General features: G+C 65.2%; 22 protein-coding genes. 13 read left to right on the top strand and 9 right to left on the bottom strand.

Annotated features, from left to right (window positions below):
* The first annotated feature begins 3 nt into the window (after positions 1–3).
* From trbE to ACSYS9_RS18290, 8 genes are read left to right on the top strand one after another with little or no spacing between them, the layout of a single operon-like run.
* Positions 4–2454: a conjugal transfer protein TrbE gene (trbE, locus tag ACSYS9_RS18325; protein ID WP_164823733.1), complete on the top strand. Its 2451-nt coding sequence runs from the start codon at positions 4–6 to the stop codon at positions 2452–2454.
* Positions 2451–3194, top strand: a complete 744-nt coding sequence (gene trbJ, locus ACSYS9_RS18320; protein WP_164823732.1) for a P-type conjugative transfer protein TrbJ — start codon at positions 2451–2453, stop codon at positions 3192–3194. Before trbE ends, trbJ begins: the two co-directional genes overlap by 4 nt.
* 12 nt (positions 3195–3206) lie before the next feature.
* Positions 3207–3533, top strand: coding sequence for a hypothetical protein (locus ACSYS9_RS18315; RefSeq protein WP_068596004.1), 327 nt, complete (start codon positions 3207–3209; stop codon positions 3531–3533).
* Positions 3530–4897: a P-type conjugative transfer protein TrbL gene (trbL, locus tag ACSYS9_RS18310; protein WP_068596007.1), complete on the top strand. Its 1368-nt coding sequence runs from the start codon at positions 3530–3532 to the stop codon at positions 4895–4897. The genes ACSYS9_RS18315 and trbL overlap by 4 nt, the downstream gene beginning before the upstream one ends.
* 18 nt (positions 4898–4915) lie before the next feature.
* Positions 4916–5620, top strand: a complete 705-nt coding sequence (trbF, locus tag ACSYS9_RS18305; protein ID WP_181853944.1) for a conjugal transfer protein TrbF — start codon at positions 4916–4918, stop codon at positions 5618–5620.
* Positions 5617–6609, top strand: coding sequence for a P-type conjugative transfer protein TrbG (gene trbG / locus ACSYS9_RS18300; RefSeq protein ID WP_164823731.1), 993 nt, complete (start codon positions 5617–5619; stop codon positions 6607–6609). Before trbF ends, trbG begins: the two co-directional genes overlap by 4 nt.
* Before the next feature lie 2 nt (positions 6610–6611).
* The gene (locus ACSYS9_RS18295) at positions 6612–7892 is read left to right on the top strand and encodes a TrbI/VirB10 family protein (RefSeq protein WP_014603536.1); all 1281 of its coding nucleotides are present in this window, start codon (positions 6612–6614) and stop codon (positions 7890–7892) included.
* Positions 7889–8134 (top strand): DUF2274 domain-containing protein, encoded by a 246-nt coding sequence (locus ACSYS9_RS18290; RefSeq protein WP_034018438.1) that lies wholly within the window; start codon positions 7889–7891, stop codon positions 8132–8134. The genes ACSYS9_RS18295 and ACSYS9_RS18290 overlap by 4 nt, the downstream gene beginning before the upstream one ends.
* 330 nt (positions 8135–8464) lie before the next feature.
* Here ACSYS9_RS18290 and ACSYS9_RS18285 read toward each other — a convergent pair whose 3' ends face one another.
* Positions 8465–9358 carry a LysR family transcriptional regulator gene (locus tag ACSYS9_RS18285; RefSeq protein ID WP_049463542.1) on the bottom strand — a complete coding sequence of 298 codons (894 nt, stop codon included), beginning with the start codon at positions 9356–9358 and terminating at the stop codon, positions 8465–8467.
* Between the two features lie 114 nt (positions 9359–9472).
* Between ACSYS9_RS18285 and ACSYS9_RS18280 the strand changes: the two genes are divergently transcribed.
* Positions 9473–10231 carry an SDR family NAD(P)-dependent oxidoreductase gene (locus ACSYS9_RS18280; RefSeq protein ID WP_071228218.1) on the top strand — a complete coding sequence of 253 codons (759 nt, stop codon included), beginning with the start codon at positions 9473–9475 and terminating at the stop codon, positions 10229–10231.
* A gap of 107 nt (positions 10232–10338) precedes the next feature.
* Here ACSYS9_RS18280 and ACSYS9_RS18275 read toward each other — a convergent pair whose 3' ends face one another.
* Positions 10339–11736: a serine hydrolase domain-containing protein gene (locus tag ACSYS9_RS18275; RefSeq protein WP_032130059.1), complete on the bottom strand. Its 1398-nt coding sequence runs from the start codon at positions 11734–11736 to the stop codon at positions 10339–10341.
* A 286-nt stretch (positions 11737–12022) separates the two neighbouring features.
* On the opposite strand from ACSYS9_RS18275, the gene ACSYS9_RS18270 reads away from it, so the two are divergent.
* Together ACSYS9_RS18270 and ACSYS9_RS18265 are read left to right on the top strand one after the other, a co-directional pair.
* Positions 12023–13351 carry an NTP/NDP exchange transporter gene (locus tag ACSYS9_RS18270; RefSeq protein WP_071228208.1) on the top strand — a complete coding sequence of 443 codons (1329 nt, stop codon included), beginning with the start codon at positions 12023–12025 and terminating at the stop codon, positions 13349–13351.
* Positions 13352–13393: 42 nt separating this feature from the next.
* Positions 13394–13741, top strand: coding sequence for a DUF1304 domain-containing protein (locus tag ACSYS9_RS18265; protein WP_071228207.1), 348 nt, complete (start codon positions 13394–13396; stop codon positions 13739–13741).
* A 29-nt stretch (positions 13742–13770) separates the two neighbouring features.
* On the opposite strand, the gene ACSYS9_RS18260 is transcribed toward ACSYS9_RS18265, so the two are convergent.
* From ACSYS9_RS18260 to ACSYS9_RS18245, 4 genes are all read right to left on the bottom strand, one after another.
* Positions 13771–14154: a hypothetical protein gene (locus ACSYS9_RS18260; RefSeq protein ID WP_256200917.1), complete on the bottom strand. Its 384-nt coding sequence runs from the start codon at positions 14152–14154 to the stop codon at positions 13771–13773.
* Positions 14155–14181: 27 nt separating this feature from the next.
* Positions 14182–14661, bottom strand: a complete 480-nt coding sequence (locus ACSYS9_RS18255) for a hotdog fold domain-containing protein (protein ID WP_049420962.1) — start codon at positions 14659–14661, stop codon at positions 14182–14184.
* 75 nt (positions 14662–14736) lie between these two features.
* Positions 14737–17214, bottom strand: coding sequence for an acyl-CoA dehydrogenase (locus ACSYS9_RS18250; protein ID WP_071228206.1), 2478 nt, complete (start codon positions 17212–17214; stop codon positions 14737–14739).
* Positions 17211–18128: an alpha/beta fold hydrolase gene (locus tag ACSYS9_RS18245; protein WP_071228205.1), complete on the bottom strand. Its 918-nt coding sequence runs from the start codon at positions 18126–18128 to the stop codon at positions 17211–17213. The genes ACSYS9_RS18250 and ACSYS9_RS18245 overlap by 4 nt, the downstream gene beginning before the upstream one ends.
* A gap of 141 nt (positions 18129–18269) precedes the next feature.
* Between ACSYS9_RS18245 and ACSYS9_RS18240 the strand changes: the two genes are divergently transcribed.
* Positions 18270–18872, top strand: coding sequence for a TetR/AcrR family transcriptional regulator (locus ACSYS9_RS18240; RefSeq protein ID WP_006464233.1), 603 nt, complete (start codon positions 18270–18272; stop codon positions 18870–18872).
* 151 nt (positions 18873–19023) lie between these two features.
* Here the strand turns inward: ACSYS9_RS18240 and ACSYS9_RS18235 are convergent, their stop codons facing one another.
* From ACSYS9_RS18235 to hslO, 3 genes are all read right to left on the bottom strand, one after another.
* The gene (locus tag ACSYS9_RS18235; protein WP_440568298.1) at positions 19024–21777 is read right to left on the bottom strand and encodes a TonB-dependent receptor domain-containing protein; all 2754 of its coding nucleotides are present in this window, start codon (positions 21775–21777) and stop codon (positions 19024–19026) included.
* Between the two features lie 381 nt (positions 21778–22158).
* Entirely contained in the window at positions 22159–23007 is an 849-nt protein-coding gene (locus ACSYS9_RS18230) for an XOO1806 family protein (RefSeq protein ID WP_049401414.1), read from the bottom strand.
* Between the two features lie 116 nt (positions 23008–23123).
* Entirely contained in the window at positions 23124–24017 is an 894-nt protein-coding gene (hslO, locus tag ACSYS9_RS18225; protein ID WP_071228203.1) for an Hsp33 family molecular chaperone HslO, read from the bottom strand.
* Positions 24018–24094: 77 nt separating this feature from the next.
* Here hslO and mtgA point away from each other — a divergent pair, with 77 nt between their 5' ends.
* The gene (gene mtgA, locus ACSYS9_RS18220; RefSeq protein ID WP_071228202.1) at positions 24095–24844 is read left to right on the top strand and encodes a monofunctional biosynthetic peptidoglycan transglycosylase; all 750 of its coding nucleotides are present in this window, start codon (positions 24095–24097) and stop codon (positions 24842–24844) included.
* Positions 24845–24882: the final 38 nt, after the last annotated feature.

Raw genomic sequence — 24882 nt, 5'->3', positions numbered from 1 at the left:
CGCATGCTGAACCTTGCCGAATATCGTCAGCGCCCGGCCTTGCTTGCCGACTGGCTACCCTGGGCCGGGCTGATCGCGCCAGGCGTGGTGCTGAACAAGGATGGCTCATTCCAGCGCACCGCACGCTTTCGCGGGCCAGACTTGGACAGCGCCACGCAGGGCGAGCTGATCGCCACATCGGCGCGGCTCAACAACGCGCTGCGCCGCCTGGGTTCAGGCTGGGCCTTGTTCATCGAAGCCGCGCGCCGGCCAGCGGCAGACTATCCGCACTCGGACTTTCCCGAGCCACTGTCCTGGCTGGTGGACGAGGAACGCCGCGCCGCCTTTGAGGAATCGGGCCACCACTTCGAGAGCGGCTATCACCTGACGATGGTGTTTCTGCCGCCCGAGGAATCGCGTGCCCGCGCTGCCAAGCTGCTCTACGAGAACTCGCCAGGCGACGGAGTGGACTGGCGTGGCCGGCTCGATGCCTTCGTGTCGGAAACCGATCGGGTATTCGATCTGCTCGATGGCGTGATGCCGGAGATTGCCTGGCTCGATGACAACCAGACGCTGACCTACCTGCACGCCACGGTGTCCACGCGGCGCTACCGCGTCGACGTGCCCGACGTGCCGTTTCATATCGACGCGCTGCTGGCCGACTGCGCCTTGGTCGGTGGCCTTGCGCCCATGCTCGGCGACCAACACCTGCGCGTGGCGTCGGTGCGAGGCTTTCCGACCTCGACGTGGCCGGGGGTTCTGGACGACCTCAACCGCCTGGGCTTTGGCTACCGCTGGAGCACACGCTTTCTCTGCATGGACAAAGCCGAGGCGGAAAAGGAACTCGGCCGCTTGCGCCGTCAATGGTTTGCGAAGCGGAAGAACGTCGTCGCGTTGCTGCGCGAGACGATCTTCCAGCAGGAATCCCCGCTGGTGGATACCGATGCGAGCAACAAGGCCGCTGACGCCGACTCCGCCTTGCAGGAGTTGGGCAGCGACCAAGTTGCCTTCGGCTACCTCACCGCCACGGTGACGGTGCTCGACGCCGACCCGGCCGTGGCCGACGAGAAGCTGCGCATGGTGGAGCGCGTCATCCAGGGCCGGGGCTTCGTGACGATCCCCGAAACATTGAACGCCGTCGATGCCTGGCTGTCTTCGATTCCCGGAAACGCATACGCGAACGTGCGTCAGCCCATCGTTTCAACGCTGAACCTGGCCCACATGATGCCGCTGTCAGCGGTATGGGCTGGGCCGGAGAAGAACGACCACCTCGACGGCCCGCCGCTGATCGTGACACGCACCGATGGTGCGACGCCGTTCCGGCTGGTAATGCACATCGGCGACGTGGGCCACACCCTTGTCGCTGGGCCGACTGGCATGGGCAAGTCAGTACTGCTCGCCATCCTGGCCATGCAGTTCCGGCGCTACTTCGGCTCGCGGATCTTCGCCTTCGACATGGGGCGCTCGATGCGCGCCACCATCCTCGGCCTTGGCGGTGAGCACTATGACCTCGGCGCCGATGGCGGCATCGCCTTCCAGCCACTCGCACGAATTGCCCAGGAGGGCTACCGCACCTGGGCCGCCGAATGGGTGGAGGGCCGGCTGCTGCACGAAGGCGTGACGGTCGGCCCGGACGAGAAGGCTGCCATCTGGTCGGCGCTGAGAAGCCTTGCCGGTGCGCCGGCGGAGCAGCGCACCATGACCGGCTTGTCGGTGTTATTGCAGTCCAACGCGCTGCGCCAAGCGCTCGCGCCCTATGTGCTGGGCGGCGCACACGGCAAGCTGCTGGACGCTGACCAAGACCGGCTGGGCATGGCAGACGTGCAGGGCTTCGAGATGGAAGAACTGATGCACAGCCCTGCCGCCGTTCAAGCGGTGCTGCGCTACCTGTTCGCCCGCTTCGACGAACGTTTCGACGGCGCGCCCACGCTTTTGATCCTCGATGAAGCGTGGCTATTCCTTGATGAGCCATCTTTCGCGGCCCGCATCCGGCAATGGCTCAAGACGCTCAGAAAGAAGAACGTCAGCGTCATCTTTGCCACGCAGTCGCTGGCCGACATCAAGGACTCGACCATCGCGCCAGCCATCATCGAAAGCTGTGCGAGCAGGATTTTCTTACCTAATCCGCAGGCGACCGAGCCGCAGATTCGCTCGATCTACGAAGGCTTCGGCTTGAACAGCCGGCAGATCGAGATCGTCGCCACCGCGCAGCCCAAGCGCGACTACTACTACCAGTCGCGCCTCGGCAACCGCCTTTTCGACCTCGACCTGGGGCCTGTCGCGCTCGCATTCGCGGGCGCATCCACCCCTCAAGACCAACGCGACATTGACCGCATGCTGACGCAGGCCGGCGCTCCAGGCTTCGCCGGCGCGTGGCTGCGTCATCGCGGCCTCGGCTGGGCCGCCGACCTGCTGCCGTCCGCTCAGGCGGCAGCTTCCTTTCTCGCTTCTCAACCGCTGGAGGTTTCGCCATGAAGACCAAGCCCCGTTTGCTCTCCGTCTCACTCGCTGCCGTGCTGTCGGTATCGATGTTGGCCGTGCAGCCCGCATCCGCGCTGACGGTGTTCGACCCGTCCAACTTCGTGCAGAACACGCTGACCGCCGTGCGCACGCTGGAACAGATCAACAACCAGATCAACCAGCTCCAGAACGAGGCGCAGATGTTGATGAACCAGGCCAGGAACCTGGCAAATCTCGACTTCAACATCGTCAACCGCCTGCGCTCGACGCTCGCCACCACCGAGCGCCTGATCGCCGAGGCGCGCGGCTTGGCCTACGACGTGCAGAGCATGGATGCCACGTTCGCCCGCCTGTACCCGGAACAGTACGCCGCCACCATCAGCGGCGACCGCATGGCACAGGATGCCCGCGAACGCTGGCAGAACACCCTGAACGGCCTGCATACCGCGATGCGGATGCAGGCGCAGGTGTCGCAGAACCTCGCCCAAGACGAAAGCGCGCTGGCCGACCTCGTGAGCCAGAGCCAGTCGGCCACCGGCGCGCTGCAAGCGATGCAGGCGACGAACCAGCTCCTGGCTTTGCAGGCCAAGCAGTCGATCCAGTCGCAGCAGCTCCAGATCACGCAAGACCGGGCCGCTTCGCTGGAACTGGCGCGGCAAGCGGCGGCTATGGAGCGCGCCCGCGAAGTGCGGCGGCGCTTCCTCGGCACCGGCACGCCGTACACGCCGCAGTCCGTCAACTTCTACAACAACTGACCGGAGGCGGCCATGCGATGCGCTTCCGTCCTGCTGGCCGTGCTGCTGACCGCGTGCGGCCAGCAGCCGGCCGAGAACCTGGCCGACGCCCTGGCCGCAGATCCGGTGCGGCTCAAGGCATTGCGCGGGCAATGCGCGGCCGACCGGCAGGCCGTGGGCGAGGATGCCTGCCGCGCCGCCGCCGAAGCCTTCCGGCGGCGCTTTTTCGCCGGCTATACCGGGCCGGACGAATACAACTCGCTGGCTGAACTCCTGCCGATTCCGCCGAGCTTCGATACGCCCGCAGATGAATTGCCAGAGGGCGCCGCTCCGCTCACTCCGCCCGAGGATTCGCCATGAACGACGTGACCATCATCGACCGTTTCTTCGATACGTTCTCGCGCTACATCGACTCGGGCTTCGGTTTATTGCAGGGCGAAGTGGCATTTCTCACCGCCACGCTCATCATCATCGACATGACGATCGCTGGCCTGTATTGGGCCATGAGCCACGCCACCGGCCAGGGAGACGACGTGATCGCCAAGCTGCTGCGCAAGGTGCTCTATGTCGGCGCGTTCGCCTACATCATCGGCAACTTCAACTGGCTGGCGAGCATCGTGTTCCGCTCGTTCGCCGGCTTGGGGATTACCGCGACCGGCTCGGCCATCACGATGGAGAACTTCCTTCAGCCGGGCCGCCTGGCAAAAACCGGCATCGACGCTGCCGCGCCGATTCTGGAGCAAATCGGGGACATGGCTGGGTTCCCTGAGGTGTTCGTGAACATCGACCCCATCGTGGTGCTGTTCATCGCCTGGCTGGTGGTGATCCTCTGCTTCTTCGTGCTGGCGGTACAGCTTTTCATCACGCTGATCGAGTTCAAACTGACCACGCTCGCCGGCTTCGTCTTGATCCCGTTTGCACTCTGGAACAAGACCTCGTTCCTCGCGGAAAAGGTGCTAGGCAACGTGGTGTCGTCAGGCATCAAGGTCTTGGTGCTGGCCGTCATCGTCGGCATCGGTTCCGGCCTGTTCGCCGAGTTCCAGGTGCATCCGGACGAGCCATCCATCGACCACGCGCTGGTCGTGATGCTGGCCTCGCTCGCGCTGCTGGCGCTGGGCATTTTCGGCCCCGGTATCGCCACCGGCCTGGTGTCCGGTGCGCCGCAGCTTGGTGCGGGCGCGATGGCTGGTGCTGCGGTCGGGGCTGTCGGCACCGGCGTTGCGATCGGGGCCGCCGCAACGGGCGTGGGCGGCGCCGTCATGGCAGGTGCACGAATGGCCCCGGCGGCCGCAAAGCTGGCCGGTGCCGGCGCGCGTGCCGCGACTTCGGCGGCCGGCAGTGCCCGATCGGCGTTCCAGGCCGGTGCCACTGCGGCCAGCGGCGGTGCCAAGGGCGCGGTGGCTGGCTTCGGCAATGTCGCCAAGACTGGCGCACAAGCCGCAGGCCGCCGCGTCGCCTCTGGTGCTTCCGCTGCGGGGCAGAAGATGACCGATTCCTTCCGCGCCGGCTGGAACGGCACAGAAGCCGGCAGCGACGGTGCCGGCCCCGGCCAGGCCGCGGACAGCACCGCAGGCTCGCAGAAGCAAGAGCAGCCTGCCTGGGCCAAGCGGATGCACCGCCGCCAGCAAGCCACCCATGCCGCGACCACTGCCGCCCACACGCTGCGCGGCGGCGACGGCGGCGGCTCCGGGCAAGGCCCGAGCCTGCGGGATTCGGATACCTAATCTTCAAGGAGAACACCCATGCGATTCAAACGACCGCAGGTGCGCTACGCCGATACGCCGCAGCCTGCCACCCCGTATCAAGCCGCCGCCCAGGTGTGGGACGACCGTATCGGCTCGGCTCGCGTGCAGGCGAAGAATTGGCGCCTGATGGCCTTCGGCTGCCTGGTGCTCGCGCTGTTGATGGCCGGTGGCCTGGTGTGGCGCTCGGCGCAGTCCATCGTGACGCCCTATGTCATCGAGGTCGATCAGGCCGGGCACGTGCGCGCCGTAGGTGAGGCCGCCACGCCGTACCGGCCCGGCGACGCGCAGATCGCGCACCACCTGGCGCGCTTCGTGACGCTGGTTCGCTCGCTGTCCATCGACCCCATCGTGGTGCGGCAGAACTGGCTCGATGCCTACGACTACACCACCGACAAGGGCGCGGCGGTGCTCAACGACTACGCCCGCACCAATGACCCATTCGCCCGCATCGGCAAGGAATCGGTGACGGTGCAGATCACCAGCGTGGTTCGCGCCAGCGACACGTCTTTCAACGTGCGTTGGACAGAGCAGCGCTATGTCAACGGTGCGCCCGCCGGCACCGAACGCTGGAACGCCGTGCTTTCGACCGTCCTGCAAACCCCGCGTACTGAACAGCGCCTGCGCAAGAACCCATTGGGCATCTACGTCAACGGCCTGTCATGGAGCCGCGAACTGGATTCTTCCGAAGGAGCCAAACCATGAAACTTCGTTTCCGCCTTTACGTTTTTCCTTTGACGCTTCTGGCCCTCGCGGGCTGCGCCTCGCAGGGCAAGCCGCCGCCGTCCATCTTGCTCGACGAGCCGGTGCTGGCCCAGCCATTGCCCGAACCGCCCACGCCCGTCGAAGTCGTCGCCGTCCCTGAACCGCTGGCGCTGCCGGCGCAGTTGAAGCCGCTGCCGGAACTCGATGAGGCCCCCGTTGCGCCGGAGCCGGCCGACGAAAAGGTGCGCGTTTCCCGTGCCAATGCAGAAGCGCGTATCGCGCCTACCCGTGAGGGCTACGTCAACGCGATTCAGGTGTGGCCGTTCACCGATGGCGCGCTTTATCAGGTCTATGCGTCGCCGGGGCGCGTGACGGTGGTTTCGCTTCAACCGGGCGAGGAACTGGTAACGGTCGCCGCCGGCGATACCGTGCGCTGGATCGTGGGCGACACGTCCAGCGGCGGCGGGGCCGATCTGCGCGTCAATGTGCTGGTCAAGCCTATCCGCTCCGGTCTGAAAACCAATCTCGTCATCACCACCAGTCGGCGCACCTACCTGCTGGAGCTGACCTCGACCGAGAGGGCATGGATGGCGTCGGTGTCCTGGGACTATCCGAAAGACCGAATGCTCGCGTTGCAGCGCCAGGCGCAGGCAGCGCAGGCAACAACGCCTGTCGATACGGGCCTGTCGCTGGACAAGATCCGCTTCCGCTACGCGGTATCGGGCAGCAACCCGCCGTGGAAGCCTCTGCGCGCCTTCGATGATGGAGAGAAGGTCTATATCCAGTTCCCGCCGGGCATCGCCCAGGGCGAGCTGCCGCCGCTGTTTGTCATCGGCGCGCAGGGCGACGGGCAACTGGTGAACTACCGTTTTCGCTCGCCGTACTACGTCGTGGATCGCCTGTTCGGCGCGGCCGAACTGCGGCTGGGCGGCGATGGCGGCGACGTGGTGCGGATCGAGCGCACCGATGGTGTTGCACGGAGGAACTGACCATGAGCCAGGATGACACTCCCGACCTTGCCGCGCCGCAGGCGGACAAGGTGGCGCCGGAGGCAGTGGCGCTGCGCGCCCAGCCGCGTCCAGTCACACGCCTGAACCGGCGCTCGCTGGCCATCCTTGCCGGCGTCCTAGCGGTCGCCGTGCTCGGCGCGCTGATGTGGTCGCTGCAACCTCATCGACGCAGCACAGGCGAGCAGACCGAGCTTTACAACGTCGATCGCGTGTCAAAGTCGGAAGGACTGGATGCGCTGCCGACGGACTATTCCAAGCTGCCGCCGGCGTTGCCGCCTGCCGTTCCCGAACTAGGGCCACCGCTGCCGGGCGATCTTGGCCCGGCTATCGTGAAGTCGCAGCAGCCGGCGACGGCTGCCTACGCGGCCCCCGGTCACGACCCGAACGATGCCCTGCGAAAAGAAGCCGAGGCGGCCGCGGCCTCGTCCGTGTTCTTCCGCTCGGGTGGGCAGAATGCGGCGCCGGTAGCGCAGACACAGGTGGCCGCTGCGCCGGGCTTCGCCGCCAATGCGGCGTTTGACCCGCTGGCGGCCGGGCCGGCCTCCACGGCGGCCCAACCTGCTGACCCGACAGCGGTGCAAAACCGGCAAGACCAGAAAGAGGCTTTCATGAAAGCTGGCCCCACTGAAACCCGTAATTCCGGCAATCTGACTCTGCCAATTTCGCCGTATCAGGTTATGGCCGGAACAGTGGTCGCAGGTGCCTTGGTGACGGGCATCAAGTCGGACTTGCCCGGCGACGTGATCGCCACGGTGACGGAGCCGGTCTATGACACAGCCACCGGGCGCTTCCTGCTGATTCCGCAGGGTTCGCGCATCCTGGGCAAATACAACAGCCAGGTCAGCTACGGGCAGAGCCGCGTTCAAGTCGTCTGGAACCGGATCATCCTGCCGGACACGTCTTCGCTCACGCTCGACAACCTGGCCGGCACCGACCCAGCCGGCTATGCCGGGCTGGAGGACGATGTGGACTACCACTGGGGCCGCATCTTTGCCGGTGCGGCACTCACCACGCTGCTGGGCGTCGGTGCCGAGCTGGCCGCGCCGGAGAACCGGCAGGATGGTGATCGCGTCATCATCGCTGGGCGCGACAGCGCGCAGGACAGCATCAATCAGGTCGGCCAGGAGATGACCCGGCGCAACCTCAACATCCAGCCGACCTTGACGCAACGGCCGGGCCTGCCGGTTCGCATCATCGTCAACCGGGATCTGGTGCTGCGGCCGTACCAGCCGCTGTTCTTCAACCGGGGGACTTCACGATGAGCACGACCAAGAAGCTGCGACTCGGCCCGCTGCCGAAGACCGAGAGCACCAAGCTGACTTTCGTTTGCCCGACCAGTTTGAAAGCCGACCTCGACCGCTACGCCGCGCTACACGCGCAGGCGTATGGCGAGGCTGTCGACGCGGCGACGCTAATCCCGCATATGCTGGAAGCGTTCATGGCTGGAGATCGGGGATTCAGGAAGGGGGGCACGAGCAAGACTGAGCCTCCGAAATCGAGTTGACGATGTCGGCGCAGCCACCACTGCCCAGAATGAAAGCGCAGCCTGCGGGCTGCGCTTTCGCTTTTGAGGAAGTCTTGTGGCAACTCAAGGCGTGATATCGATGCGATCTTGCACGCTACGGCGCTCTTACGCTTTCTATCGCGAAGCGCCTATACGACACCTAGCTTGAAAAACGGCAACGACACGCAGAAGCCAGAAATTGGCCTAACCTGTTGTCCCACAAGCCCTATCGTCGCGCTGCATCGCTCACCTAGAAGCTTGACAGCGGACATTTTTTATGGGCCGTTTGCAGGGTCGAGCCGTGCTCGACTGCTTTTCTGACGGTCGACGCTAGCGGTGCGGCGCCGGTGGAAAGCGCTCTACCAGGAAGTCCAGGAAGCTGCGCAGGCGGGTCGAGTGGTAGCGATCGTGGGCGTAGACCACGTGCATCGGCCGACCGGTCTGGCCGAACTCAGGGAACAGCTGCACCAGGCGTCCGGTGTCGATGTCGGCAGCCAGCAGCAGTGCCGACTGCAGCACGATGCCCAGCCCGTGCAGCGCTGCCGTGCGCAGCGCTTCGCCGTTGTTGATCTGCAGCCGGCCGCCGGGCACACGCTCGAGTTCGCCAGCATCGGCCTGCAGCCACTGTGCGAGTGCGCTCGGTTCGAAGGACAGGCACTGATGCAGGGCGAGGTCGCGCAGGCTGCGAGGCGTGCCATGCCTGGCCAGGTACGCCGGCGATGCGCACATCATCAAGCGATACGGTGCCAGCGCACGCGCCACCAGCATGCTGCTGTCGGCCAGCGTGCCGATGCGCAGCGCCGCTTCGAAACCCTCCTCGGCGAGGTCGACCACGCGGTCGCTCAGCGTGACTTCGACCCGGACATCCGGATGGCGCGCCATGTATTCGGCCAGTGCCGGTACCAGTGCGTGCGTGCCGAAGATCACCGGCGCACTGATGCGCAACGTGCCCGCCGGTGCCAGCTGCTGGTGCTGCGCCTGTGCGTCCGTTTCTTCCACCAGCCGCAGGATCTCCCGGCAGCGGGTGTAGTAGTCCTCGCCGAAGGGCGTCATGTGCTGGCGCCGGGTAGTACGGCTCAACAGCTGCATTCCCAGCCGTGCTTCCAGCGCACGCAGGTGCTTGCCGGCCATCGTCGCCGAGATATCCATCGCCGCCGCCGCAGCGCTGAGGCTGCCCTTGTCCACGATCAGCACGTAGACCTGCATGCTCTCCAGCAGATTCATCTGACACCCCGGGTGTTGAATGCTGAAACCTGCGCGGAGTTTATCAATCAGGGGTGATCAAACAGCATGTACTGCACGGGCCGGATGTACCGGCTGGCGGATTGGGAGAACATCATGGATCTGGGGCTTGAAGGGTGTACCGCGCTGATCACCGGGGCGGGCAGTGGCATCGGTGCCGGTGTGGCCAGGCTGCTGGCGGCCCAGGGAGTACGCATTGCGATCACCGCACGGCGTGCCGAGCCGCTGCATGCACTGGCGGCAGAGATCGAATCTGCAGGCGCGCCGGCACCGATCGTCCTGCTGGGCGACCTCACCGATGCGGAGCAGGTACGCCACATTGCGGATGCAGCCTCGGCGGCACTGACGCGTGTCGACATCCTCGTCAATGCGGCTGGAGGAGGCCGGCCGACCACGGTGGATGCGGGGGACGATGTCTGGGAGGAAGCCATGGCCTTGAACTTCTCTTCGGCACGACGCCTGACCCAGGCACTGCTGCCGGCGATGCAGGCGCAGGGCTGGGGGCGGGTGATCAACCTCAGCGGTTCAATGGAACCGCGCGCGGTGAATGCTGCCACGGCGGCGAAGGCGGCGTTGCATCTGTGGAGCAAAGGGCTGTCGTCGGCGCTGGCCTCACAGGGCATCACGGTCAATGCAATCGCGCCGGGACGCATCAACAGTGCTCAGATCCGGGACCGCCTGCATCCAACCGAGGAAAGCCGGCGTGAGTTCATCGAACGCAACATTCCGATCGGGCGTTTTGGTGATCCGGAGGAAGTGGCGCCGCTGGTGGCCTTTCTGGCCTCGCCCTTGGCCGGCTACATCACCGGCGCGGTGATTCCGGTGGATGGCGGCATGCACTACTTCGCGCATTAGCCTTCCGTTTGTAGAGTCGAGCACTGCTCGATTGCTTTGCTCTACAACTGCCACTAAAAAGGGCGACCCGCAGGCCGCCCTTCGCACACACGATGAAGCCCGCCAACTCAGCGCGGCGAGGCCACCGCACGGTTGCTCGAAGCACCCTTGCCCTTGCGCTTGTCCTGCTGTGCCGGGCTCGCGCCTTCGGCCATCAGGTTGTCGCTGCCGAAGTCGGTGTCCACGTCCAGCCAGCGCTGCGTCGGCAGGCCGAGCGCGGAATCGAGCACCGTCGGCAGCAGGCCGCTGGGCAGGCCGCTTTCGCCGTTCCACATGATGGCGATGCCGAGATCGCGTTCCGGCACCAGCGCGACCAGGCCGCGATAGCCCTGCACGGCACCGGCATGGAACACCACATCGTGGCCGGCGTAGTCGAAGGTGCGCCAGCCCAGTGCGTAGCCGGCCGAATGCAGGCGCTCGCGGCGCCAGCCCGAACGCATTTCGCCCGGGGTGTTGATCAGGCTCGAATGCAGGGTGGCCAGCAGCGGTGCCGGCAGCACGTCCGGGCGATGGCCGGTGTGGGCCAGCAGCCACTGCGCCATGTCGCTGGCGCTGGCGTTGACGCCGGCGGCCGGGGCGACGCGGTAGTAGGTCGGCTTCGGTGTCAGCGACACCCAGCCATTGCGGCTGCGCACGTGCGGACGCGCCCAGCGCGAGCTGGCCTGGATGCCGGCCAGGCCGAGGCTGGCATCGTTCATGCCCAGCGGCTTGAAGATGCGGCGCTCGACCGACTGCTCGTAGAAGCTCCCCGAGGCGGCATAGACCACGTCGCCGATCAGGCTGAAGGCCACGTTCTGGTAGGCGTAGCAGTCGCCCGGCAGGCACTTCAGGCTGGTATTGGCCAGCTTCTGGGTGAGTGCGTAGTACTCGGCGTTGCCTTCGATGTCGCGGTCGTAGGCGTTGTACGGCAGGCCGACGCGGTGGCTGAGCACGTCGGCCACGGTCAGGCGATCGGTCGCTTCCGGAGAGTTCAGGCGGAAGCCCGGCACGTAGTCGGTGACCTTGCTGTCCCAGCGCAGCGTGCCATCGTTGACCAGCAGTCCGGCCATGGTGCCGGCGAAGGCCTTGGACAGCGATGCCAGGCGGAACACGGTGTGGGCGTCGACCGGCAGCGGGTTGTTGACATCGGTAACGCCATAACCACGCGCGCTGAGTACGCGGCCACCCTGCACGATGGCCACGGCCATGCCGGGCACACGCTCGCCATAGGTGAGTTGCTGCGCCATCGATTCGATGTTGGCCACGTTGAAGCCGGCCGCCGGCAGCTGCACCTGCGGCACCAGGCCGGTGCGGTAAGCGGCGGGCTGGGTGTGGGCGACGGCGGTGGCGGCGGATTCGATGTTGGCCGGCATCGGCGGCAATGGCGGCGGGGTCTGCGCGGTGGTGGACAAGGCAACGGGCATCAACATGCCCAGCAAACCGGTGGCCGCCGAACGGATCGGACGACGCAGGCTGTTCTTTTTCATCGTGGAGACCCGTGCGCGACTGCTGATGGCGATTCTAGCGCCGCTTTTCCCTTGTGCACAAACAAAGCGAAGATGAATGCGCATCTCGTTGAAAAAGTTGGAATTTTGACGCCACGAAAGCATGTATCGGAACGTGTCGTCCGGGCGGGGCCGTGACACTGCGTTGCGGCCCTCTGCGAGGCTGCTGCTGGCGATGTTGCAGTGCATTGGCTAACGTACGCGCTTCACCGCCCCCGGAGCCTGCCATGCCGCTGTCCAACCGCCGTCTTCTGGCGAGGGACGCCGCGTGAGCGCGGTGAAGGGCAAGGGGCCGTTGCGTGGGCTGGCGGCGGCACTGCGTGAATCGCCGGCGCTGTGGTGGTCGTTCCTGTACTTCTTCTGCCTGCTCAGCGGCTACTACGTGCTGCGCCCGGTGCGTGAGGCGATGGCCGCCTCGGCCGACCTGGAAACGGTGTTCCCGCCGATGCTGATCGCCTGGTTCGCCAGTCATGGCATCGCGCTGAAGGATTTCGTCCTGCAGTTCCTGTTCTCCTGCGTGTTCGTGATCATGCTGGTGCTGCAGCCGGTGTACGGCTGGCTGGTCAGCCGCTTCCCACGGCGGGTGTTCCTGCCGGCGGTGTATGGGTTCTTCATCGTCACCTTGCTGGGTTTCTACGTACTGTTCGACAGCGGTGTGCCGGGCCGCGGCATGGCGTTCTTTTTCTGGATCACCGTCTTCAATCTGTTCGCGGTGGCGGTGTTCTGGAGCTTCATGGCCGATGTGTTTTCCAACGCGCAGGCACGAGCCTTCTACGGTTACATCGGCGCGGCCGGCACCATCGGTGCCTTTCTCGGGCCGATCATCACCGGTGCCCTGGTGCAGCGTGTGGGCATCGCCAACCTGATGTTGGTCTCGGCCGGCTTCCTCGCCATCTGCCTGTTGAGCATCTGGCGACTACGGCACTGGGCGGTGCTGCGTGAGCAGGAGCAGCAGCTGGTATCCGGCGAGCAGCCGATGGGGGGCAGCGTGCTGGACGGCCTGAAACTGATCGTGCGTGAGCCGTTGCTGCGCTGGCTGGCGATCATGGTGGTGTTCGGCGTGGGCGTGGGCACCCTGCTGTACAACCAGCAGGCCAGCATCGTGCGTGCGGCGTTCAACGATGCAGGCGCTGCCACGGCCTTCTTCTCGCGTATCGACCTGGCGGTGAACGCACTGGCGCTGCTGATGCAGCTCGGCCTGACCCGCTGGCTGCTGTCGCGCCACGGTATCGCGCCGGCCCTGTTGATCCCTGGTTTTGCGATCCTGATCGGCTTTTCGGTGCTTGCCGCTTCACCCATGCCGTTGATGGTCGCAGTGGTGCAGGTGATGACCCGCGCCAGCGAGTTCGCATTGGCCAAGCCGGCACGCGAAACCATCTATACCCGCGTGGACCGGCAGTGGCGCTACAAGGCCGGTGCGGCCATCGATACCGTGGTGTACCGCGGCGCGGACCTGAGCTTTGCGTGGGTGCACAAGGGCCTCTCATTGTTCGGCTCGCACGTGGTGTTCATCGGCGGCATGCTGGTGGCCGCGTGCATGACCGCAGCCGCGTTCGGTGTACTGCGCGAAGAAAAGAAACTGCCGCGCGACCGCTGATTTTCCGGGGCCCGACCCCCATCCCTGTCCAAGGAACTGCCCATGTACTGGATCGCACTCACCCTGACGTTGCTCGTCGCCCTGCTGCACGTTTATTTCCTGGTGCTGGAGATGTTCCTGTGGACCCGCCCGCTGGGCCTGAAGACCTTCCGCAACACGCCGGAGAAGGCGGAGACCACGCGCGTGCTGGCGGCCAACCAGGGCCTGTACAACGGCTTCCTGGCGGCGGGCATCGTGGTGGGGCTGGTGATCGATCAGCCGGTGCTGGTGACGTTCTCGCTGGCCTGCGTGGTGGTGGCCGGGTGCTATGGCGCGTACAGCGTGAGCCGGCGCATTTTCATGATCCAGGCCGTACCGGCCATTCTGGCGCTGGTGTCGCGAGCGCTCTGACGTGGGCGCGTGCTGGCAGGCGCCGCCGATCAGCGGCTGATGGCGCGCATGAAGCCCAGCCACATTGGCACGGCATGCAGCGCCGCACCCAGCACGAACAGGCCCGTCAGCAGGTGTACGCGCCAGTCGTTGATGCGCAGGAAGACGAATTGTTCAAGCGCGCGGCCCACCCAGAACACCGCCATGAAACCCAGCAGGACCAACCCCAGACGAGTGCCGACCAGGTCCGGGGCAAAGATCAGCGCGATCAGCCCCATTCCCAGGAACACATAGATCACGCGCAGATTGAGGATCTGCATGATCGCGCGGTTGACCGTGCCGAGCTGGGCGAGCTCGCGTTTCCAGCCGAACAGCCGCCAGAACGCCAGATGGAAGGCGGCAAACCCCAGGCTGTGAATGCCTGCCAGGCGCACAAGCAGTTCAGCGGTCGTCATGGTTGATCAGCCTATACGCGGAGGGCGCGGCGATACCCACATCGCGATGGTCGCATGGAACACCTCGGTCCCTGCCGCATCGGTCACGCTGACCTTCACGGGCAGGTCGTAGCCGTCCGCAGCACTGACGATGGACAACATGGGCGTCGCCACGGCCTTCAACGTGCCCAAGGCCTTGGCCTGGTATTTCACTTCCATGCCCTTGGGGATCCAGCGCATGTCTGCCGGCAGGCTGGCGTCCACCATCACCCCGCCGACCAGCTCGGCCAGGTTGCACATCGCGATCGCATGTACCGTGCCGATGTGGTTGTTGATGCGGCGGTGCTGGCGGATCACGCCTTCGCAGCGGCCTGGCTCCAGTGCGGTGATGGTGGGTGCGATGCTGGCGAAGTAGGGCGCCTTGAAGCACACCGCGCGCGAGAACAGCCAGTTGCCGGCAGGCCAGCGCTGCAGGCGGTGGTAAAGCGAGAGCAGGGGCGTGGACATGGTTGATGTTCCGGTCGGCGGATAAAGCGACGGCGGGCCGAGGCCCGCCGTCGTGGCAACGCGTGTCGCGGGCGATCAGGCCGCCTGCGAATGCGGGTCCTTGTGCTGGCGGTCGTAGTAGCTGGCCGCGCGCAGTTCGTGGGTGTCGAAGTCGTCCACGGTGATGGTGTCCAGGGTCAGCGTACGCAGTTCTTCCAGCAGGCTGCGCTCGTCCTGGGTGATCACGCCTTCGGCCACGGCCTCGTCCAGCTGGCTCTTGAAGTCCAGCGCTTCGATGCCCTTGCTCTTCAGCGCCTTCAGGAACTTGCGCTCCACCGGCTCGGCCATGATCGCCTTGCTCAGGTAGCTGTTGATACGACCGCCCGGGTTGTTCTCGCACGGGGTCAGGAACACGCCGCTGGCCAGACGGTCGCGGGCTTCGTTCGGCGCCATCAGCAGAGCTGCAACACGGCGGCTCAGGCGGTCGCCGGGGGCCTCGGCACGACGGCCCAGCGGGAAGATCAACGCCCACATCAGCCAGCCGATCGGACGGATCGGGAAGTTGCGCAGCGCGGCCGACAGCGATTCTTCGATCTTGTGCACGCTGTCATGGAAGGCCCAGGCCAGCAGCGGCTGGTCGGCCTGCGGTGCGCCTTCGTCGTGGTAGCGCTTGAGCATGGCGCTGGTCATGTAGACGTGGCTCAGCACATCGCCCAGGCGGCCGGACAGCGATTCCTTGAACTTCAGCTTGCCGCCGAGGGTCATCATCGAGATGTCGGCCATCAGCGCCAGGTTGGCCGAGTAACGGTCCAGCTTGCGGAAGTAGCGGCGGGTGTAGGCGTCACCCGGGGCAGCACCGAAGCGTGCACCGGTCAGGCCGAACCAGAACGAACGCACGGCATTGGAGAGGCCATAGCGGATGTGGCCGAACAGGCTGCGATCGAACTCCTGCAGACCGGCACGGGTATCCGGATCCTGCGCAGCCTTCATTTCCTTCAGCACCCACGGGTGGCAGAGGATCGCACCCTGGCCGAAGATCAGCAGGCTGCGGGTCATGATGTTGGCGCCTTCCACGGTGATCGCGATCGGCGCGGCCTGCCAGCTGCGGCCGGCGAAGTTGCGCGGCCCCAGGATGATGCCCTTGCCGCCGATCACGTCCATCATGTCCGAGATCACTTCGCGGCTCATGTTGGTGCAGTGGTACTTGGCGATCGCCGACGGCACCGACGGCACGTCACCACGGTCAACCGCCGCCGCAGTGGCCTGCGACAGTGCGCTGATCTTGTACGCCTTGCCGCCGATGCGGGCCAGCGCTTCTTCCACGCCTTCGAAGCGGCCAACCGACAGGCCAAACTGCTTGCGGATGCGTGCATAGGCGCCGGTCACGGCGGCACCGGCCTTGGCACCACCACTGGCGGTGGACGGCAGGGTGATCGAGCGGCCCACGGCCAGGCACTCGTTGAGCATGTTCCAGCCCTTGCCGGCCATGGCAGCGCCACCGATCAGCTGGGTCAGCGGAATGAACACGTCCTTGCCGCGGATCGGACCGTTCTGGAACGTCGAGTTCAGCGGGAAGTGGCGGCGGCCGATTTCAACACCGGCGGTGTCGCGCGGCAGCAGGCCCAGGGTGATGCCGATGTCGCGGGTATCGCCGATCAGGCCATCCGGATCGTACATGCGGAAGGCCAGGCCGATCAGCGAGGCAACCGGGGCCAGGGTGATGTAGCGCTTGTCGAAGGTCAGCTTGACGCCGAGCACCTGCTCGCCGTTCCACTCGCCCTTGCAGACGATGCCGTAGTCCGGAATCGAGGTGGCGTCGGAGCCGGCGAACGGACCGGTCAGGCCGAAGCACGGCACTTCGCGGCCATCGGCCAGGCGCGGCAGATACTGGTCCTTCTGTTCCTGGGTGCCGTAATGCACCAGCAGTTCACCGGGGCCCAGCGAGTTGGGCACGCCGACGGTGGAGCTGACCACCGAAGACACCGACGCCAGCTTCTGGATCACCTTGTGGTGGGCCAGCGCGGAGAAGCCCAGGCCGCCGTATTCCTTCGGGATGATCATGCCGAAGAACTTGTTCTTCTTGATGAAGGCCCACAGTTCCGGCGGCAGGTCGGCGTGGACGTGGGTGATTTCCCAGTCGTTGACCATGGCGCACAGCTCTTCCACCGGGCCATCGAGGAAGGCCTGTTCTTCGGCGGTCAGCTGCGGCTTGGGATAGTTGAGCAGGATGTTCCAGTCCGGATCACCGGTGAACAGTTCACCCTCGAAACCGACCGAGCCGGTTTCCAGCGCGATGCGCTCGGTCTGCGACAGTGGCGGCAGCACCTTGCGGAACACCTTCATCATCGGGCCGGTCAGCAGCGGCTTGCGGATGAACGGCAGCAGCAGCGGCACGGCGATGACGGCCAATACAGCGGCCGCGACGATCGTGGCGGTCTGGTTGACGTAGGGAATGAACCAGCAGGCGGCCAGCAGGGCCACGCTGATCAGCGTCCAGGTAACCAGCCGCATGCGGTGGTAGGCGACGAACGCGCCTGCCAGCAGCAGGGCGAGGAAGGGAAGAACGATGCTCATGAGCGTGCTCCGGTGACGTGCTCGTTTGTGGCGGACGAAGCCGCAGCGTCTGCTGCGGGCAACACGTCCAGATAGTCCAACACAGTAGCGGTAAAGGCGTCGTTGTCATCGCCGGCGACCATGTGCGTGGCCTGCGGCAGCTGTACATGACGCGCGTGCGGCGCCAACGCCAGGAATTCGGCCACGGTCTGCGGCGTGACCAGGTCGCTGCGACCACCGCTGACCAGCAGCAGCGGGCACTTCACCTGGCGCGCGGCTTCGGCCAGTGCGTCCTGGTGCTGTTCGCTGTCGCGGGCCAGTTCGGCCACCAGGCGCGGATCCCAGTGCCAGCGCCAGCGGCCGTGACCGTCTTCGCGCAGCAGCGCGCGCAGCGACTGCTCGGATTTGCGCGGACGGTGCGGCATGTAGGCCGAGATCACGTCGGCGGCCTGGCTCAGCGAGGCGAAGCCGTCGGGATGGGCGGTCATGAAGGCGAGGATGCGCTCGACACCGGCGGTATCCCAGCGCGGGGTGATGTCGACCAGCACCATCGCCGAGAACAGGCCCGGCCAGCGCGACTCGGCCAGCAGGCCGAACAGGCCCCCCATCGAGGCCGCAACCAGCACCGGCGGGCGCGGCTGTTCACCGGCCAGCACGATCAGGTCATCGGCGAACTGTTCGCCGTGATAGGGCAGGTCGGCGGCATTCCAGTCCGAATCGCCGTGACCACGTGCGTCATAAGCCAGCGTCTGCAGGCCGGCTGCAGACAGGGCACGCGCGGTGGCATTCCAGGCGTGACGGGTCTGGCCGAAACCGTGCGCGAACAGCACCCGGCCACGACGACCGTGGTCGCTGGCAGTGGCGGCGAGGCGGGCACCATGGGCCGCCTCCAGGTCCAGGTCATGGAACGCAGCGGGAGTAGGGGACGTAACCATACTTGCTAGTATGGATCGCTTGTGAGGGAAGTCAATACTGCATCGTATGGTGCGGTGCGGCAGCCCTGCGGGAGAGCCCTTTGACGGTTTCGCCCGCAACGGCGTACTGCAACGAACCCCGGCGTATGGTTAAATCAGCCCATGAATCAACCTGACGCTTCCGCCGGCGAACCGCGCGCCGGCCGCAACAGCCGCCTGAGTGCCGAAGACTGGGCCCAGGCGGCCCTCGACCTGATTGCTGAACAAGGCGTAGGCGCCGTTGCGGTGGAACCGCTGGCGCGGCGCCTCGGCGTGACCAAGGGCAGTTTCTATTGGCATTTCCCCTCGCGTGACGCCTTGCTGCAGGCCGCGCTGGAACGCTGGGAACTGTTCGAACAGGAACAGGTGTTCGGCAGCCTGGAAGACGTACCGGACCCGCGCGTGCGCCTGCGCCAGCTGTTCCAGATGGTGGCGCATGAAGTGCAGCCGCACATCATCTACAGCGAGCTGCTGAAGGCATTGGACCATCCGATGGTGCGTCCGGTGATCGACCGCGTGTCGCAGCGCCGCCTCGACTATCTGATCGCCTCGTTCCGCCAGGCAGGGCTCAGCTCGACCGATGCGCGCCACCGCGCACGCCTGGCGTACGCGGCCTATGTCGGCTTCCTCCAGCTGTCGCTGCAGCTGCAGCAGCCCAAGCAGGCGCGCGAGGATTTCGAGGCCTATGTCGAGCATCTCATCGAGACGCTGATTCCGAACGGTTGAAGATCGCCGTATCTGGTCACGAGAAAGCCGCGGCATTGCCGCGGCTTTTTTCTTGCGTGCCATCCTTGCGTGCCATCCACGTATTGCCGGAGGCACAAAGAACAACGGCCCCTTGCGGGGCCGTTGCTGCATCAGCTGATCAGTGGATCGATCAGAACTTCTGCTTGTACTGCATGTACATGTAGCGGCCCGGCAGGTCGTACTGCGGGTCGAACATGTTGTACGAGGTGTAGTACGAAACCGGCGGGCTCTTGTCCCACGCGTTGTTCAGGCCGACCATGATGGTGCCCTTCCACGGCGTGTTGTAGCGGAACTGGATGTCGTGGTAGGTCGTGGCACCAATGTGGTTCGTTCCCTTCGCGCCATCAGAGCAGTATGCGAAGGTTTCCGGTTCCTTGACTGGATCAAACGGGCACGGTTCGGTCATGCCGGACTTGTAACGAATGCCGTAGTTGACCCCGAAGTCCCCGTAGGACCAGTCCACATACAGATTGGAACGGATGCGCCAGTACGGATCCTGGTCGAGATAGCGTCCCTGGCGACCCTCGATCGGAGCATCCTGAGTCGACTTGGTATCCCACTTGGACAGGTAGGTGCCGTCCAGAGTGATGGTGAACTGGCCGATCGAAGTTTCCGGCAACTTGTACAGGATGCCCAGATCCCAACCTTCCACCTTGTACGACGCCAGGTTCTGCAGCGGCATGTTGACGTTGGTGATGGTGTAACGCTGGCTGGTGCTGCCGTAGTTCGGGTCACGCGTGATCAGGCCGCAGTTGGCTGCCTGCTCCTGCGCGGTGCCGCCATAGCAACGATCCATGATGTCCTGGATGGCCGGACGGGTGATGGCGTCCTCGATCTTGATCTGCCACCAGTCCAGGGTCACGTTCAGACCCTGCACGAAGCTCGGGCTCCACACCAGGCCCAGCGTCTTGCTGGTCGAGGTTTCCGGCTTCAGGTTCGGGTTGGCCTGCCAGGTGAACGGCTCAGGAGTCTGCTTCGCACCACTACCAGCGCCCGGCTGAACGAAGCCGATCGGCACGCCCTCTGCCGCACATTGTGCCGCGATAGCGCCGGTACGGCGACCAGACGTTGAGGAGCACGGATCGATGTAGCTCTCGAACGAATCAGCATCACCGCGATACAGGTTGTTGATGCTCGGGGCGCGGAAGCCTTCCGAGTAGTTACCACGCACCATTAGGTCGTCGATCGGCTTCCAGCGGAAACCGAACTTGTTGTTGGTGGTGTTGCCGAAGTTGCTGTACTTCGAGTAGCGGGTTGCCGCGCTGAAGTCGAGCAGCTTGGCGCCCGGCAGGTCAGCCAGCACCGGGATCGACAGTTCCAGGAAGAACTCGTCCAGGTCATAGCTACCCTTGGTGGGGGATGCTCCGTTGCCGGTGCTCAGGCCAGAGGCGATGAAGGCGTCCGGATCGAACTGACCGGTTTCCTTGCGATATTCGTAACCAGCTGCGAAGCCCAATGCACCCGCCGGCAGCTGCACGATTTCGCCGGAGATGTTGGCGTAATAACCCTTGGACACCAGGCTGGCGGAGTCATGCGCCGTGAACGAGGTGTAATCCAGTGCCTCCTGCGAGATCGAACCCATCCCACCCAGCGGATTGATCGGGGCGCAGCCCGGAATGATTGCGCCAGCGGAGTTGAGGCACACAGCCTTGCCATCGCGGATCGCCGAGGGACCATATGCCTCGGCCAGACGCTGCTTGTTGAACAGGCCGTAGGTCAGATCGTTCTGGTCGGTCTTGTCGTAGCGGTAGCCGACATCCCAGTCGAAATTGCGGTCGGCGAATTCGAAGAAGCCCTCGAAACCACCGTAGAAGTGCCAGTTCTTGACGTTCTGGTTGAACGAACGTCCACCGGTTTCGTTGAAGCGGCGCGCGACGCCAGTCAGATCAACGCCGTACGGATTGTACATGCTGCCCGCGCTGAGGCGCTGGCCGGTGACCGGCATGGCAGCCAGCAGCTGTTCGGACTTGCGTTCGTTGTACATCGCCTCGGTGCGGAAGGTGATGTTGTCGGTAACGTTGTAAGAACCCACCGCGAACAGCGAGGTGCGCTCGTTGGGGGTCAGCAGGTAGTTGTCCGGCGCGGTGTTGTAGCCGTGAACATTGGGATCGAACGGCGTTTCAACGCCGTTGAGGATGATGTAACGCTCGTCGTTACGCAGATACGAACCCGGAATACCGGTGCTGCTCTGGCCGCTGAAGAACGGCGGGCCACCGGCGGAGATCTTGCGATCGCCGGCCATCACGGCCTTTTCGTTGACGTAGGAGACGCCCAGCACCAGCGAAGCGCGGTCAGTGGTGGTGCCCAGAGTGAAGTCGGCCGCTTCGCGGTCGCCGTCACCGGCGCTGTACTGGCCCTTGTAGAAGTTGGCTTCCGCGCCATCGAAGTTCTGCTTGGTGATGATGTTCACCACGCCGGCGATCGCGTCCGAACCGTAGATGGTCGATGCGCCGTCCTTCAGGATGTCGATGCGCTCGATCATCGCGGTCGGGATGGTGTTCAGGTCGACGCTGCCATCCAGGCCGGTGGTCCAGCGGCGGCCATTGACCAGCACCAGAGTGCGCTCGGAACCCAGGTTGCGCAGGCTGACGCCGGCAGAACCGTCACCGCCGTTGTTGTAGGTACGGTTCAGGGCGGCACCGTTGGCGGCAACGCGCTGCAGGATGTCGGCGACCGAAGTCACGCCCTGCTTGTCGATGTCGGCGCGGGTCAGGCTCAGGACCGGCTGCGAGGTTTCGATGTCGGTGCTCTTGATGCGCGAACCGGTGACCGAGATGCGGTCAAGGTTGGTCGCTTCCTGGGCCTGGGCGGTGGCAGTGGACGCCACACCGGCAACGAGCGCGACCAGAACGGCATCGCGCAGCTTGTTGGACTGGATATTCATTGGCTCTCTCTCTCCAAGAAATCTTGGCTGGGTTAATGCCCGGCGGGGGAGCGAAAAGCGCTCCCAAATCGCGAGGCTGAGCCGATAGTAGCGGGCGTTCGCCAAGAATTAAAGCTGCGTTAATCAAGTCTATGATTTTGGTAAAAATGAAAATTGATGCACGAAATCAAGGGGTTGAATCGCAGGTGACATCACTCTGTCTCGTTTGTTAGCGCAAAGTGACGAAAAAAGTTTCCGTTGATGTGTATCGCAGTGTGTCGACGTGAATTGCGCGGTATCCAATTCGTCGAAAAGCGCTCTGCGTGTATCACGAACGCGCATACGCAACGGGCGCCTTTCGGCGCCCGGGAGAAGTCACTTCAGGAAGACCCAGGAGTGGGGTCAGAGATCCTGTTCGTAACGCACATACGGCACGGTGCCGTCGTCATTGCTTTCATTGCGCGGGGAGAACGGATTCTTGCCGCGGCTGATCACGTTCTCGGCGCCAACGGTAAGTTGGCCAGACCACGGGGTACGCCAGGTCAGGCCGATGCCCAGGCCCTCCCACTTGCCGGGCTTGCCCGGCACGTCGATCACGCGGCCGATGATGCTGCCGGTGAAGTTGCCGTAGCCGGCGCCGATGCTCAGGCTCTTGCTGTCCCAGCGGTCGACGATGGACGGTGCGGCATCGGCCAGCGGTACCAGGCGGGCCTTGGCGTAGGTACCGGCGATCGAGACAAAACCCTCGCGGCCGATGTTCTTCTGCGCGAATACGGTCAGATCGTTCTGCTCGGCACGCAGCGAGGGTGTCTTGTTCGGGCCGGACAGCCACGCCGGCAGCGTTTCACGGCCGGTGCCGGCGGTGATGCCGAGGCGGCCGCTGCCGCGGTTCAGCGCGGCGGTACCGGTGAAGCGGCGGCTGTTGAGGTCGTCGTCGTCACCCAGGCTGGCCAGCATGCAGTGACTGGCCAGGCCGCTCATGCTGGTCCCGCTGCTGCTGTTGCAGAGCAGACCCAGTGAGTCGCCGGAGGACAGGCCGAAGGCCGCATCCAGCGAGTTGCGGCCGAAGTGCCAGCGGGCGCCGGCGGCCTGTTCGCCGGTGGGCTCCAGGTACAGCAGGGCCTCGACCTTGCCGCTGCCCTTGTTCCATACCGGCAGCACGGTCCGGGTGTCCTTGCTCTGCGCGTGCACGCCCGTGATCGCGCCAAGGGCGATCAGCAGGGCCAGCGGTAGACGCAGGAAGGTACGCATCGGACCAGTTCAGACAGGGACGGACAACGGAAGTTCCCGCGGAGACGGGAACTTGATCCTAGGGTGTTTATGAATTCTTAACAAGCCTTGATCCCCCCAGATGCAAGACAAGCCGTTTACTGAAGCCGTTCAGGCGCCGGTACAGTCCCCTCGGCACCGTGGAACAGTATGCCGAACTCCGTCAAAGGAAAGTGATACTCCCGCCCGCAGAATTCGCAACGGACCTCGACGGCGCCGGTGTCCGCGGCTGCGGCACGGGCCTCGTCCTCGCCCAGCGACTGCAGCATCGACGCGACCCGCTCGCGGGAACAGGAGCAGGCGAAGGACAGCGGCTTGCCGCCCATCAGTTCCGGCTTCTCTTCGTGGAACAGGCGGTGCAGCAGCTGCTCGGCCGGGGTGGCCAGCAGCTCGGCTTTGCCCAGGGTCTCGAACAGGGCGCTGGCACGCGCCCAGCCGTCTTCGTCACCCTCGTCACCCGGCAGCTTCTGCAGCAGCAGGCCGGCGGCGCCGTTGCGGTCGGCGGCCAGCAGCAGGCGGGTCGGCAGCTGTTCGGACTGGCGGAAATAGTCCTCGAAGGCCTCGTCCAGCTCCGGTGCGGTCAGCGCGACCAGGCTCTGGTAGCGCTGCGGCTCGCGCGGGTCCAGGCCCGGGTTCTCGATGGTGATCGCGAGCAGGGCGTCATCACCCAGGCTGGACAGGTCGCGCGGCGCATCGGTGCCCTCGCTGAGCTGGGCGATGCCGCGCAGGGTACCGGCAGCGGTGCACTCGGCAAACAGGGTGCGCAGCGCGGTGCTGCTGCGCAGCTGGATCGAGAGGCGGCCATCGATCTTGGTGTGGCCGGTGAACAGCGCCGAGGCCACGCAGGCCTCGCCGAGCAGTTCGGCGGCGGTATCCGGGTACTCGGCGTGGGACAGGATCTCCTGCCAGGTCGCCTGCAGGCGCACGTGGACGCCACGGACGCCAGCGTCGGGAAGCAGGAAGCGGATCAGGGAATCGGGGTTGGCGGTCATCGGCTCACATCGCGCGTAAACGAGGGCGGTTGCCGGATAATGCGCCGACAACCGGATAGAAGAAGGATGCACCAGTAATGGGGGCAGGGGGAGAGCAGCACAAGGTGGAGGCCATCGCGGAAGTCCCGCGCCGCAGGCGCTGGCGCTGGAAACGGCTGCTCTGGCTGCCGCTGCTGCTGGCCGCTTTCAGCTGCCTGCAGGTACTGGTGCTGCGGTTCATCGACCCGCCGGTATCCACGGTCATGCTGTGGCGCTATGGCGAGGCATTGGGGGACGCCGACTGGTCCTATCGCCTGCACTACCAGTGGCGCGACCTGGACCAGATGGCAGCGAGCCTGCCGATCTCGCTGGTGGCCGCGGAGGACCAGCGCTTCCCCGACCACAATGGCTTCGACCTGCAGGCCATCGAGAAGGCCCGCGACCACAACGCCAAGGGCGGACGCCTGCGGGGGGCCAGCACGATCAGCCAGCAGGTCGCCAAGAATCTGTTCCTCTGGCAGGGCCGCAGCTGGGTACGCAAAGGCCTAGAAGTCTGGTACACGGTGCTGATCGAAGCACTGTGGCCGAAGGAGCGCATCCTGGAGATGTACGCCAACATCGCCGAGTTCGGCGATGGCGTGTATGGCGCGCAGGCAGCGGCGCAGACGTTCTGGGGCAAGGATGCGGCCAGGTTGAGCCCGGCCGAGAGCGCGCGGTTGGCGGCGGTGCTGCCGGCACCGCGGCGCTACAACGCGGCAGCACCGGGGCCGTATGTGCAGCGGCGTGCGGCATGGATCCAGCGCCAGGCCCGGCAGCTGGGCGGTGCGGCGTACCTGTCGGAGGATTGAGCGCGCGGGTTGTCGGGTCGGCAGGCAACGTACAATCC

The organism is Stenotrophomonas sp. STK17_22, assembly GCF_051983905.1.
Classification (GTDB): domain Bacteria; phylum Pseudomonadota; class Gammaproteobacteria; order Xanthomonadales; family Xanthomonadaceae; genus Stenotrophomonas; species Stenotrophomonas maltophilia_A.
This window is presented reverse-complemented; position numbering and strand designations above follow the sequence as displayed.